At 49.3% G+C, this 12,943-nt stretch carries 11 protein-coding genes and 1 riboswitch; of the genes, 9 read left to right on the forward strand and 2 right to left on the reverse strand.

The window, feature by feature from the left end; genetic code table 11:
- Positions 1–13 precede the first annotated feature (13 nt).
- The 8 genes from ABCW47_RS02860 to ABCW47_RS02895 all read left to right on the forward strand — a co-directional run bounded on the left by ABCW47_RS02860 (position 14) and on the right by ABCW47_RS02895 (position 9,639).
- Positions 14–784, forward strand: coding sequence for a dimethylarginine dimethylaminohydrolase family protein (locus tag ABCW47_RS02860; protein WP_343208356.1), 771 nt, complete (start codon positions 14–16; stop codon positions 782–784).
- A 58-nt stretch (positions 785–842) separates the two neighbouring features.
- Positions 843–917, forward strand: a riboswitch (Fluoride riboswitch).
- Between the two features lie 77 nt (positions 918–994).
- Positions 995–2,206, forward strand: a complete 1,212-nt coding sequence (locus ABCW47_RS02865) for a cation:proton antiporter (protein ID WP_343208357.1) — start codon at positions 995–997, stop codon at positions 2,204–2,206.
- A gap of 71 nt (positions 2,207–2,277) precedes the next feature.
- On the forward strand, positions 2,278–2,766 hold the full coding sequence (locus ABCW47_RS02870; protein WP_343208358.1) for an RNA polymerase sigma factor: 489 nt from the start codon (positions 2,278–2,280) through the stop codon (positions 2,764–2,766).
- Positions 2,763–3,995: a hypothetical protein gene (locus ABCW47_RS02875; protein ID WP_343208359.1), complete on the forward strand. Its 1,233-nt coding sequence runs from the start codon at positions 2,763–2,765 to the stop codon at positions 3,993–3,995. The genes ABCW47_RS02870 and ABCW47_RS02875 overlap by 4 nt, the downstream gene beginning before the upstream one ends.
- Positions 3,996–4,157: 162 nt before the next feature.
- Positions 4,158–5,570, forward strand: coding sequence for a YfcC family protein (locus ABCW47_RS02880; RefSeq protein WP_343208360.1), 1,413 nt, complete (start codon positions 4,158–4,160; stop codon positions 5,568–5,570).
- A 127-nt stretch (positions 5,571–5,697) separates the two neighbouring features.
- Positions 5,698–6,903, forward strand: coding sequence for a M20/M25/M40 family metallo-hydrolase (locus ABCW47_RS02885; protein ID WP_343208361.1), 1,206 nt, complete (start codon positions 5,698–5,700; stop codon positions 6,901–6,903).
- 13 nt (positions 6,904–6,916) lie between these two features.
- Positions 6,917–8,578 carry a M28 family peptidase gene (locus ABCW47_RS02890; protein WP_343208362.1) on the forward strand — a complete coding sequence of 554 codons (1,662 nt, stop codon included), beginning with the start codon at positions 6,917–6,919 and terminating at the stop codon, positions 8,576–8,578.
- 59 nt (positions 8,579–8,637) lie between these two features.
- Entirely contained in the window at positions 8,638–9,639 is a 1,002-nt protein-coding gene (locus ABCW47_RS02895; protein ID WP_343208363.1) for a succinylglutamate desuccinylase/aspartoacylase family protein, read from the forward strand.
- Positions 9,640–9,788: 149 nt separating this feature from the next.
- Here the strand turns inward: ABCW47_RS02895 and ABCW47_RS02900 are convergent, their stop codons facing one another.
- Both ABCW47_RS02900 and ABCW47_RS02905 read right to left on the reverse strand, forming a co-directional pair.
- Entirely contained in the window at positions 9,789–10,259 is a 471-nt protein-coding gene (locus ABCW47_RS02900; protein ID WP_343208364.1) for a pyridoxamine 5'-phosphate oxidase family protein, read from the reverse strand.
- A 32-nt stretch (positions 10,260–10,291) separates the two neighbouring features.
- Positions 10,292–11,155, reverse strand: coding sequence for a hypothetical protein (locus ABCW47_RS02905; protein ID WP_343208365.1), 864 nt, complete (start codon positions 11,153–11,155; stop codon positions 10,292–10,294).
- Between the two features lie 180 nt (positions 11,156–11,335).
- Between ABCW47_RS02905 and ABCW47_RS02910 the strand changes: the two genes are divergently transcribed.
- Positions 11,336–12,922: a sensor domain-containing diguanylate cyclase gene (locus tag ABCW47_RS02910; RefSeq protein ID WP_343208366.1), complete on the forward strand. Its 1,587-nt coding sequence runs from the start codon at positions 11,336–11,338 to the stop codon at positions 12,920–12,922.
- The last annotated feature ends 21 nt before the right edge of the window (positions 12,923–12,943 follow it).

The raw sequence follows: 12,943 nt of genomic DNA on the forward strand, positions 1-12,943 counted from the left end.
GGAGGATATGGAAATGTTTAAACATGTAATTGTAAAGACTCCCTGCAAGGCGGTGACAGAGGGGATCACTTCCTCACCGGAGCTTGGGAAGCCTGATTATGAGAAGGCACTGCAGCAGCATGCCAAATATATCGAAGCGTTAAAGCAGTGCGGTGTGGATGTTACGGTTCTGCCTGCCGATGACGCTTTTCCGGACAGCTGTTTTGTGGAGGACGTGGCTGTTTTGACGAAGAAATGCGCGATTATCACCAATCCGGGAGCCGAGAGCCGGAATCAGGAGACAAAGTCCATGATACCGGTGATCAAACAGTTCTTTTCGGAAGACTGCATCGAATACATTCAGTTTCCGGGCACCCTGGAGGGCGGCGATGTGATGATGGTGGGAGACACCTTTTATGTAGGAAAGTCGGCCCGCACCAACGAAGAAGGAATACGCCAGTTTGGAGAAATCCTGGAGAAATATGGGATGAAAGCGGTGGAGGTGCCTTTGACGGAGGTCCTTCATTTAAAGACTGGTGTGAATTATCTGGAAAATAACAATATGCTGGTTTCCGGTGAATTTATTACAAAGCCGGAATTTGCCGCTTATCATAAGAGTACAGTCCCGGCAGAGGAAGCTTACGCTGCCAACTGCATTTGGGTAAACGGGACGGTGCTGGTACCGGCGGGGTTCCCTACAGTAGAAAAGCTGGTAAAGGAAATGGGCTATCCGGTAATTTTGGTGGATACTTCTGAATTCCGCAAGATTGACGGGGGCTTAAGCTGTCTCTCCCTTCGTTTCTGAGCATGATGAATTGCCGGGCAGGAATTTCCTGTTGTGATTCGTATACGTATCTGATATAATAGCGAACGGGAATGAAGTTCTCCCATGGTTGATACCTAAAACGCTGATTTAAGCTGATGACTTCTGCAATTATGCAGGGGGCATCAGCTTTTTTTGGCGAAAGGGACGAACGTAATGAAAAACCCCTATAATAAATAAAGGAGATTGTTTATGCTGTTAAGTCTTGCACTCATTTTTTTATGCGGTATGCTGCTCGGAGGGATTTTCAGCCGGCTGAAGCTTCCGTCTTTGCTGGGGATGCTTTTGACAGGCATTATTCTGGGACCCTATATTCTAAATTTGCTGGACCCTTCTATTCTTGCTGTCTCGGCCGATCTTCGCCAGATCGCATTAATTATTATTCTGACCCGGGCCGGGTTAAATCTTGATTTGACCAAGTTAAAGGAAGTGGGGCGGCCTGCTGTGCTCATGTGCTTCGTGCCCGCGGCGTGTGAGATTATCGGCGTTGTGATTCTAGCACCCATGCTCCTGCCGGTCAGCTTGCTGGAGGCGGCTATAGTAGGAACTGTAATAGCGGCTGTATCTCCGGCCGTTGTCGTCCCTAAAATGCTGAAGATTGCGGATGAGAGGTACGGTACGGATAAAGGGATACCTCAGCTTATTATGGCGGGGGCATCTGTGGACGATGTATTTGTAATTGTGCTGTTCACCTCCTTTACCGGACTGGCCGGGGGAGGCTCATTTTCTGCGCTGGATTTTATTAAAATTCCAACTTCTATTCTATTTGGACTGGCCGGGGGGATCGTCTGCGGACTGGCGCTGTGCCTGTTCTTTAAAAAGGTTCATCTGCGGGACAGCCTGAAAGGGATCATTATCATGAGTATTTCCTTCCTGCTTGTGACCCTGGAACATTCTGTAACCGGGATCATCGGTTTCTCCGGCCTTCTGGCTGTGATGAGCATGGGCGTGACAATAAAGAAAATGCGGAAAAAGACAGCGTCCAGACTTTCGGGCAAGTATTCCAAGCTCTGGATCGCTGCGGAGGTTATATTATTTGTGCTGGTGGGGGCGACAGTCAATATTCAGTATGCGCTGGCTTCCGGTCTGTCCACCATCTTTTTGATTCTGGGAGCACTGGTTTTTAGGATGGCAGGAGTAATGGTCTGCATGATCAGGACGCGGCTGACACGGAATGAGAGGATATTCTGTATGCTGGCTTATATGCCGAAGGCTACCGTGCAGGCGGCGATCGGATCAATACCGCTGACGATGGGACTGGCCTGCGGCGATACGGTTCTGACCGCGGCCGTTCTGGCAATTTTAATTACAGCGCCTTTGGGAGCATTTGCAGTCGACATGACTTATAAGAAGCTGCTGTCCCAAAATGATACTTTACAGAAGGGCGAAAGAAAAATAAGCTGATAGCAGAGAGATGCACAAATCGGGCCTTCTCAATCGTTCTATATGATAAGAAGAGAAAAGGAGGGGATGGGATGGAACGTTTCGGACCTGATAAGAAAAGCTTTATCCATCAGGTTGTAGAAGAATATTCCGACATGATATTCAGGATCGCCTATCAGAATCTCAGGTCCAAGGCAGATGCAGAGGACATAACCCAGGATGTCTTTCTACGGCTGATGCAGGAACCGGAATTTGAGAAAATGGAATATCTGAAAGCATGGCTGATACGAGTGGCTGTCAACCGGTGCAGGGACCACAGGAAATCGGCGTGGTTTCGCAAAACAGAACCGCTGGAGGAGATCGGCATTGCGGATGGAGATCCGGAACAAAGTGTGTGGAGCGAGCTTTGGAAGCTTCCAGCCGCAGACAGGACCGTTGTCTATCTGCATTATTATGAGGGCTATTCCATCCGGGAAATTGCTAAGATTCTGGACCAGAAAGAAAATACGGTGGGCTCCAGGCTTACCAGGGCCAGAAAGAAACTGAAAGACATTCTTCTGGAAGGAGGATATTCTTTATGAGACGAAATAGATATCTGCAAACCATGGATCAGCTCCGGGCCGGAGATGATTTTAAGCGTACACTGGTGGAAAAGATGGAGAGAGCTGAGGAAGACGGCGGTCAAAGCGCAGCAATTGTCTCCCAGTATACAGCAAAAAAACGGCCTTATACGAATATTCTGATTGCAGCGGTTATCTGCGTATGCATCGTGGCCTTCTGGGGACGGTTTGACGGCCGGAGTCCGGGAAACCCTTCGGGGCCGGCAGATGCTGATCTGCCCCTTCTGAAAGTTCCGGATGAGCTGGAGGTTTCGGCCGGATTTGAGGGGATACAGGCCTATGGTCCGGAGGAACTGGAAAACGACAATCCCTGGAGTGAGACAGCAGATATTGCCACGCTGCCGGTTTTTAGAAATAAGAGAAATGAAACAGGTTTAAGCGCAGATGAGATGGAAGCAAAGGCCGGGGAACTGGCCGGAAAACTTAACCTGACAGTACAGGAATTAGTTATCAGTCCCACGGAGGAAGAACAAAAGGCCTACAGGGAAAAGACAGGAGAAGAGCAGGACAGTACAGCGGTAAGCGTCACGGCAGTCTGCGATGGAGTAAAGGTTATCGTGGAGGCGGACGGGGAGTCCTCGATCTGGTTTGAACCGGGACAAAAGCTAAAAAACTCCTATGATCAGGCTGATACGGACCGGGAACAGGCGAAAGCACTGGTGGAAGAACTGCTGGAGACGTTTCAGGATGCAGCAGATATGGAGAAGCCTGAGGTAAAGCTATCAGGAGGATATGACATATACGGCAATCATACATTTTATTATCAGGCGTATGAGGGCGGGGAGACCTTGACGGAGCAGATCCTGGGCTATCAGTTTCATACGGTGTGGTTTTCTCTGAATGAAGAAGGAGAGCTCTGGATTGTCAGGTTTCAGGAGGAGGATTTAACGGATAAGATCGGTGATTATCCTGTTATTACGGGAAAGGAAGCAAGAGAACGGCTCTTAAACGGCCATTTTATCACTACCGTGCCGGATGATGTTCTGGAAGAGAAAAACATCGTAAAGGCGGAGCTGATCTACCGGAATGGAGATGCCGATGAGGTATTTATGCCTTACTATAGATTCTGGATTGAGCTGCCTTATAAGGTGGAGGATACCGAATTAAAAGTGTATGGAGCCTATTATGTTCCGGCGGTAGCAGAAGCGTATCTTACAGGACTGCCGGTCTGGAGCGGAAGTTTTAATTGAACCTGAATCATAGAAAGGGCCTGCTGCCTGGCAGCGGGCCCTTTCCGGCCCGTTCAGAACTGTTTTTGGTCTCCTGCAGGAAAAATACAAAAAATAGATGTTTTTTTACAATATGTATGTTATATTAAAATAGCTGAATAAATATGCAAAGGGAGGATTGCCATGAGCAAGCAGAAAAAGGCGGCCAAGGGGGAGGCCGGTGAGAAAGGTTTTTTCAAAATTCCCCATACATATGTCATCTTGTTTTTTATTGTATTAGCGGTCAGTATTCTGACCTATATTATTCCGGCAGGTGAATTCCAGAGAATGGAAGATCCGGAGACGAACAGAACATTGATTGTGCCGGGAACTTTTGAAGAAGTAGAGAGCCAGCCGGTTTCTCCTCTTCAGATTCCAATGAAATTTTTCCAGACACTGCTGAAAGAAAGTATTGCAGAAATTATCTTCTTCATTTTCATTATCGGCGGTGCCTTTGAGTTGATTATGAGGACGGGCATGATTGCCGCCTTCTGCGGGAAGCTGGGGAATATAAAAAATCCCAAGCTGATCGTACCTGTGTTTATTACCGTATTCGCTATAGGCGGATTTACGATGGGTATGTCGGTGGAGGTCCTGGTCTTTGTGCCAATTGGAATTGCCGTCGCGGAGGCCGTGGGGTATGACAGGATAACAGGTACCGCCATGATTGCCCTGGGTTCCATTATCGGTTTTACTGCAGGTATTTACAACCCGTTCAATGTAGGAGTGGCCCAGTCGATTGCTCAGCTCCCCATGTTTTCCGGGGCCTGGCTGCGCTGGCTGATCCTGATTGTCCTGATTATTGCACTGAGTATCTTCATCATCCACTATGCGGAGAAGGTCAGAAAAGATCCGTCCAAGGATCTGATGAGAGATGTGACGGTACAGGATGATAAAAAGGTTGAGATCATTGCGGTGACACCGCGTCACTGGCTGGTGCTGCTTACCGTAGTGGCAGGGTTTGCTCTTCTGATCTACGGTGTATCTGCGAAGGGCTGGTTTATCGCCGAGATGGCGGTGCTGTTCCTGATCATGGGTATTATCTGCGGGTTTATCGGCGGCTTCGGCCCGAGCCGTGTCTGTGAGATTTTTGTGGACGGTGCGGCGCAGATGACCTACGGTGCCCTGATCATCGGTGTGGCAGGAACCATTCAGACCGTTATGGCCGACGGTATGATCGTGGATACGATTGTCAACGGTCTGGCTAACGCGGTTATGCAGCTGCCTAAGTCATTGCAGGTTGTGGGTATGTTCTTTGTGCAGACGATTATCAATCTGCCGATCAACTCCGGTACCGGACAGGCTGCGGCTACAATGCCGATTATGGCGCCTCTGGGCGATCTGATCGGACTTTCCAGACAGACTACCGTTCTGGCGTTCCAGCTGGGCGACGGCTTTACCAATGCTATATTCCCGACCTCATCTACCATGCTGGGCTTTTTGGCTGCTTCCAAGATACCGTACACGAAGTGGATGCGCTATGCGGTTCCGTTTATGGGGATCTGTATCGCGATCAGTATCGTGTTCCTGCTGATTGCTCAGGCTGTGGGATATTAACATAATTTACAAAAGAGATAACTTTTCCCGGAAGGGAGAGGTTATCTCTGTCTTATCCTATAGGAAATTTCGTTCTCTATGGGATCAGCCCTGGAGGAGAATGTGCCTTTTGCAGGGACAGACTTGAATGGAGAAAGGTTATATATTGATGAAAAAGACAGAAATAATTGCAAAGCTGGCACAGGCCCAGGCACAAAAACTGGGGGAGATGAACGACAGAATATTCTGTTTTGCAGAACCAGGTTTTAAAGAAGTAAATTCCGCCGGCGTGCTGGAGGATTATCTGGAAGAGGCAGGCTTTGAGGTGAAGCGGGGCTTTGCTGGACTTCATACGGCTTTTCACGCCAGATGTGAACTGGGTGAAGGAATATCCGGACAAAAACTGCACATCGGTTTGCTATGCGAATACGATGCGCTGGAGGATATCGGCCACGGCTGTGCCCATCAGATGCAGGGACCTGTAATTGCGGGTGCAGCTGTTATTCTGAAAGAGGTGCTGAAGGAACATCCGGTGGTGCTCTCTGTCATCGGAACGCCTGCGGAGGAAATTCTCTCCGGCGGGAAAACGGTGATGGATGAACATGGGGCCTTTGATGATCTGGATTTTTCCGTGATGGTTCACGGAGGTTATCACACCCAGTACGACGCCCCGTCCCTGGCCCTTCGGGAGCTGGATGTGGAGTTCCACGGGATATCCTCCCATGCGGGAACGGCGCCGGAGGAAGGAAGAAACGCGCTGGAAGGCATCCTGATGATGGAAAACGGAATCGCATTTTTAAGAGGCCATGTAAAAAGTGATGTGCGGATGAATACCATTATTAAAAATGGCGGCGAGGTAGTCAATTCCGTCACTGCCTACGCCAAAGCCAAGGTGGAACTGCGGTCAAAGAGTGTTGCTTACCTGGATGAGCTGTACGGCAGGGTGTTAAAGATTATCGAGGGCGCTGCGTTAGCCACAGAGACAGAATATAAGGTGACGGATATTGTGCGTCTGCCGAACACGGTGGTCTGCGAAAGCCTGGCGGAACTGATGGTGGAGAATGCGGAGCAGTTTGGATGCACGAATATAAAGAAAGAACCGATGCATCCGGGTTCAACCGACTATGGAGTCGTGGGGGCGAAAATTCCGTGCGCCTGCCTGCGTCTCCCGGTGGTTCCGGAGGATTATCCCGGACATACCAAGGAGTGGGTGGAGTACGGAACTTCTGAGATTGTACATTCGTCTATATTGTACGGAGCTATGGCGGTAGCCGGAACCTGTTATGATATAGCGGCAGATCCTGCAATCTTTAAAAAAATCCGGACGGATTATCAAAATATGGAGAAGCAGTAAGGAAGTGACAAACATGTTTGAATATGACGACAAAGCGGTAAGGGAACTGCTGCATGCATTTTCCGGCCTTGTCCGTCTCTCCGGGGAGCCGGATGGGGACAGGGGGATGCGGCTGATCGAAAAACAGCTTGAGAGCTATGGAATTCCCTGCAGGATGGAGGAAGTAGAGTGCATGGTATCCAATCCGGGCTGGGCATCCTTCACCCTGGCCTGCGGTCAGGAAGAGTATTCTTTTCCGGCGTATGTGCGCTCCTACAGCGCCAGTGTGCCGGAGGGTATCTACGCTCCTGTATTTTATGACAGCCGTTCCCATGAGGATATGAGCCCTCTTGAAATGGATGCATGGTACCGGGATGCAGCCGGCAAGATTCTTCTGACCGACAACTTTTACGAAGACTATGTCAAGCGGATGGAGTATTACAAGGCGGCGGGAATATTGCATATCTGGAGGACGGAAGAGACCTACATTCACAATGAGACGGTGTGTCCGGTCTGGGGGACCGCATCCGTTGATGATCTGAATAAACTGCCCCGGATTCCTGTCATCGGAGTGACGCACAGGGATGGGGAGATCCTGCGGGAGGCTGTGAGCAGGACACAGGAAATGGGCGTCAGGCCCATGGTCCGTCTGGCCTGCCAGACAGAGAAAAAAGCAGTGAAAGCCCTGCTGCCTTCGGTCTATCTGCCCGGTGAGACGGAGAAATACGTACTTGTGGCAGGACATGCCGACTCCTGGTTTGAGGGAGTGACGGATAATGGAACGGGAAATGCTCTTTGTGTCCAGCTGGCGGCGGCGTTTCGAAACAGAAAGTTAAAGCGTGGATTGAAAATTGCCTGGTGGCCTGCCCACTCCAATGGGCGCTATGCCGGTTCGGCCTGGTACTGCGACCAGCATTTTGAAGATCTGGATGAAAATTGCGTGGCGCTGCTCAATGTGGATTCCCCCGGCTGTATGGGGGCTGAGATTGTAGATCTGACCACCTGCCTGTTTGAGGGAAAAGCATTTTCTGATATCATATTACATGCAACCGGCCAGAAGCAGGTGGATTATTATAAACATCCAAAGGGATCGGACTTGTCCTTTTTCGGACCGGATATACCTGTTATCATTAATTTTGCCTATAACCAGAAACCGGAAGAGCGGAAATGGGACTGTGCAGGAAGCGGCGGAGGCTGGTGGTGGCACACCACGGAGGATTCCCTTAATAAGGTGGATTATGCTATACTGAAACGAGACACCATGATTGTCTGCGAAATGGCGGAACGTCTCTGCTGTGCGGAGCATCTGCCCTTTGATCCGGCGTGTTATCTGACACAGTTTGAAGAAGAGACAGCGGCGATTAAGGACAGCTGCGGGCCGGAATTTGATTTCGACCCTGTGGTGGACGTACTGGCCCGTCTGAAAGAGGCGCTCACCAGCATGCCGCCGCTTACAGATGAGCAGGCAAAACGTATCGGCGGTATGCTTAACAAGCTATTATATACATCCGGGGATGCCTACGGCTATGAGAATACCTTTGCTTCTCCGAAGATACCGGGGCTTCAATGTGCGCGGGATATTACCAGGGAAAACACGCCGGAAGATGTTTATCTAGGCATCAGGACGAAATTCATCCGGCAGCGAAACCGCTTTACAATGGAATGTAAAAAATTACTGCGGCAGCTTATGCAGTAAAATAGAAGGACAGCCCGTGGAACAATGGGCGGACCGCAAGGAAAAGGAGAGTGCAGAAAATGGAGAAAAAGATTTTTGAGAACTTTAATCTGAAAGAAGAACTGAAAGAGCGCAATACAAAGAAGATGGGATGGATTCCGGTAGCCCAGCGTCCCAACGGGTCCTGGATTCAGATCCCGATTATGATTGCAACCGGTGCGAAGGACGGTGTTACCGTGCTGGCCGACGGCTGTAACCACGGGGATGAATATGAGGGACCGGAGGCAATTGCCGACGCTTTCTATAAACTGGATACCAGTAAGATGAGCGGAAACTTCGTAGGCGTACCGGCAGTTAATATTGAGGCTTTTGCCCAGATGATGCGGTATAACACCACTGACTTTGTGCCCCTTGATTTGAACCGGATCTATCCCGGAAGCCCGGCAGGACCGATGACTGCTTACCTGTGCAATTTCTATACCGAGAATGTATTAAAACAGGTGGATGCTCTGATCACAATCCACGGCGGCGGGAACTGTGAATATCTGGAGCCGGTTGTGCTTTACTGCGGCGAGGACGGCGAGATCGCCAATACTTCCAGAGAAATGGCGGAAGCCTTTGGTTTTAATGTGCTGTGGAAAAATATGCGCTATGACGCGGGCAGCGGCATCGAGGATGAGCATGCCTATACACTTGGAATTCCGGCCATCACTCCGGAAATCGGCGGACAGTGTACCCGTCTGAACGGCCTGAGAGAAGAGAACGTTGCGAGAGCATGCCAGGGTATCTTAAATGTACTGACCTACTTCCATGTACTGGAGGGCGAGACTCCGAAGACAGAAGAGCAGCATCACTATGATATCGACTATATATTCAACCATCACGGCGGTGTGCATAAACCGTTGAAGAAACAGCTGGATGAAGTGAAGAAAGGGGATGTGCTTTCCGAGATCTACAATGTATTCGGGGAGAAAATTGACGAAGTGATCGCGCCGTTTGACGGTGTGGTAATCGGTTACTGGACCTATTCCGTATGCCAGCCCCATTCCTGGGTTTACATGGTAGGAAAGAAGATGGACTGACACTGTTTTAAATAGAATATGAGGTATATCAGGAAAATGGCGGCGGCCTGCCCTTATGGGCAGGCCGCCGTTTTGTTCTTTACCACTTGCGTAAGAGGAAAAAGTCAGCTAAGCTGACTGCGCTTTGGTTTGTCTGCAAAGAAAAGGATCTAGCTGTGTTCCTTGCAGGACAATTCTTCTGCTTCCAGCGAAAAGACCGATAGTTTATCCAGCATAGCGGGCGAAAAATCCCAGTCTGCTCTGCCGGTATTATGATACATAATGCACCGCAGCGCATGCTTTTTCTGGTCAGAGTCCTCTATTAAATCAACCCTTCCCTCTCCGATCACACTTTGGAATGCTGCGGAATAGCTGCAGGCGGAAGCCGCATCTTTTAACTTATAGTTTGTATCCAGCTCAAAGCCTGCGTAATGTGTATTTTTAATTAGATCTATTTTTCTGCCCTCTGCGGCGCCATGAAAATAGAAGATACGTTTGCCGTCTGTGTCTTCAAAGCCGAAGTTCAGGGGCACAATGTAAATCCTGCCGTTGTCATTGAATCCAAGCCGGCAGCAATAACAGTCTGCTATAATTTCATTGATCCTTGTACGATCTGTAATTTCTCTGTCTTTTCTTCGCATAATAATCTCCTGAATATCTATACATAACATAGTTATTGAATCGGCTGCCTAATCTCAGACAGGGGATAGGACTGATACCAGTCGTAGAAATCGCCGCCTTCAAAGGATACAAGACAATCCTCCCCGTCAATGATAAAATGCTGCCCGCCCTCCGTCAGAACGCTGAATTTCAGCTGTGCAAAGGGCTCACTGTTCTTATAAAAAAGAAGTAAAAAGTTTCCCTTTGAAAGAGAAGCGGCCGCAGCGGTATCATAGGAACCAGTGACGGAACCGGCAGAAAGAAAATTCAAAAGCTCTTTCATATCCTCCCCGGTAAAGGTTTTAGAAAGCCGTCCTTTTTCGTTATAAGAACCGGTAAAGCAGACAGCCTGCTCCGGCTTTGCCTCCAGAATCTCCGGATACGAGATCCGGCCATCCTCCTCCTGTGTGATAAAATCCGTCTCCACCGGCTCATCCAGGAAGAAATAGGTGTAGAAACGGTTTTCCCGTACCGGCGCTTTTTCTGCAATCTTAAGGGGGTTCTCCCCGGTAAAGCGGCAGGAGTAAGGTCTTCCGTCTTTCTCCACATAGCTGCCATTTTCATAGAATTCCAGCCTTTGAAGTCTTGAAGTGTCCTGATAAAAATCCAGAATAAGGCTGCTGTAGCCATCCCCCTGTTTCAGAGGAAGTTCTGCAGGCTCCGCCTGTATCCGGTCACAGACTCTGATAAGATCGGAGATCGCTTCCGGGTCTTCAATTGTTCTCACCACATTGCCGTAATCCAGGTTGCAGCAGCCGGTCTCCTGCATTGCTATTTTGGTAATCTGCTTAGCGGCAAGGCCGGTAAAAGGATCTGCCGGCCGCCCGGACCTTGGGGAAGAGTAAGAATACAGGACAATAATAAGACTGTGCAGCAAAAGATAACAGCCGCCGGCCATTTCTTTTTCATCACATCACCTCCGTACGGGGTAAGAGGGTCCCTGTCAGTAATATAATTTCAGTATAACATAATACCGGAATAAATGGACTTTTTTGGATTTGAACGCTATACTGAAATTATAAATATGGATGCTATTGCTGTGAAAGGAGATGGGAGTATGTATCATTGTAAGTTGAAGGTGTCGATTATCAGCCGGTCTTTTTTCATAGAACAGCAGCTGAGCAGAATAAGGCCTCTGGAGCGGTTTGAGCATATCTTTACTACCAAGGAAGTATTTACCGGCGATGAGTTGGAGAACAGTCATATCATCCTGGCCGACGGCCCGGAAAATATGCCTGCAAGGCCGGAGGGCAGCAGAATGAAGGGGTTACTCATTCTCTGTGCAGACAGGGCTGCAGTCGGCCGGATAGATGATTATATGCTGGAGCAGGCGGATGATCTGTGGATTGGTCCGCTGAACGAGCAAACGGCTAAGGCTTACTTTCGCCGGCACTTAGAATACTGGAAACTCCGGAAGGATATGGAGTTATACCAGAACTATCTGGAGACGGCGATGAACAGTATACCGGACCTGGTCTGGTTTAAGGATGCAAAGGGATCTCATCTGAAGGTAAACGACAGCTTCTGCCGGGCGGTTAATAAGACGAAAGAACAGATCGAAGGCCGGGGACATTTTTATATCTGGGATATTCCCAGGGAGGAATATGAGCAGGGCGAATATATCTGTCTGGAATCGGAGGAGGAGGTTATCCGTGCCAGGAAAACCTGCCTGTTCGATGAAAAGGTCAAGACAAAGAATGGGCTGCGCCAGTTTAAGACCTATAAGTCTCCGCTGTTTGACGAGGACGGCAGCGTGATGGGGACGGTGGGGGTTGCACACGATGTCACAGATCTGCAGAATATGGGAAATGAGCTGGAAATCATCATGCGCAGCATCCCCTTTGCCGTACTGGTCTGTGATGAAAAGAATGTGATCATCAATGCCAATGAAAAATTTGAGGAATATTTCCATATAGATAAACAGGCTGTGGCGGGCAGACGGTATTTAGACTGGAAGGAAGAGCAGATTGAGAATATTTCTCTGAATTCCTACAGCGGCTGCGAAGAAGCGACGGTTACCCTGGACGGAGAAGTTCACTATCTGGAAATTCACGAGGAACCGGTGATTGACATATTCCACAATACAGCCGGATATCTATATTTGTATCAGGATGTTACCATAGAGCACAATTATGAGCTGGAAACACTGCGCAATGCCAATACGGACTTTCTGACAGGGCTGTATAACCGCCGGTATTTCTATGAATATATGACGGAGCACCGGGGACGTCAGCCGGTGGCTCTGCTCTATATGGATCTGGATAATTTTAAGGATGTAAATGATACGTACGGCCATCAGGTGGGCGATGAGGTGCTGGCTGCTGTGGCAAAGAAGATTCAGCATACGTTTCCTGGTAATCTGGCCGCCCGGATCGGCGGCGATGAGTTTTTGGTTGCCGTGCTGGGGGCCTGTGACAGAGAATGGCTGGAGAAGAAGGCGTCAGAGCTGATGGACGTCATCCAGGAGGGCTTTGACAGTTCCCGGATGCTGAAAGGGATTACGGCCAGCATCGGGATCGTGCAGAACACCAATCCGGATCTGACGGTGGATGAACTGGTGAGCCAGAGCGACCAGGCCATGTATGAAGCAAAGCAGTTCGGCAAGGTGCGGTACTGCTTTTATGAGCCGGAAGACGGGGAGTAACAGTTCTTCCAAAAGCGGACG

Origin of the sequence: Anaerolentibacter hominis (assembly GCF_032380675.1) — a bacterium.
Classification (GTDB): Bacteria; Bacillota; Clostridia; order Lachnospirales; family Lachnospiraceae; genus Anaerolentibacter; species Anaerolentibacter hominis.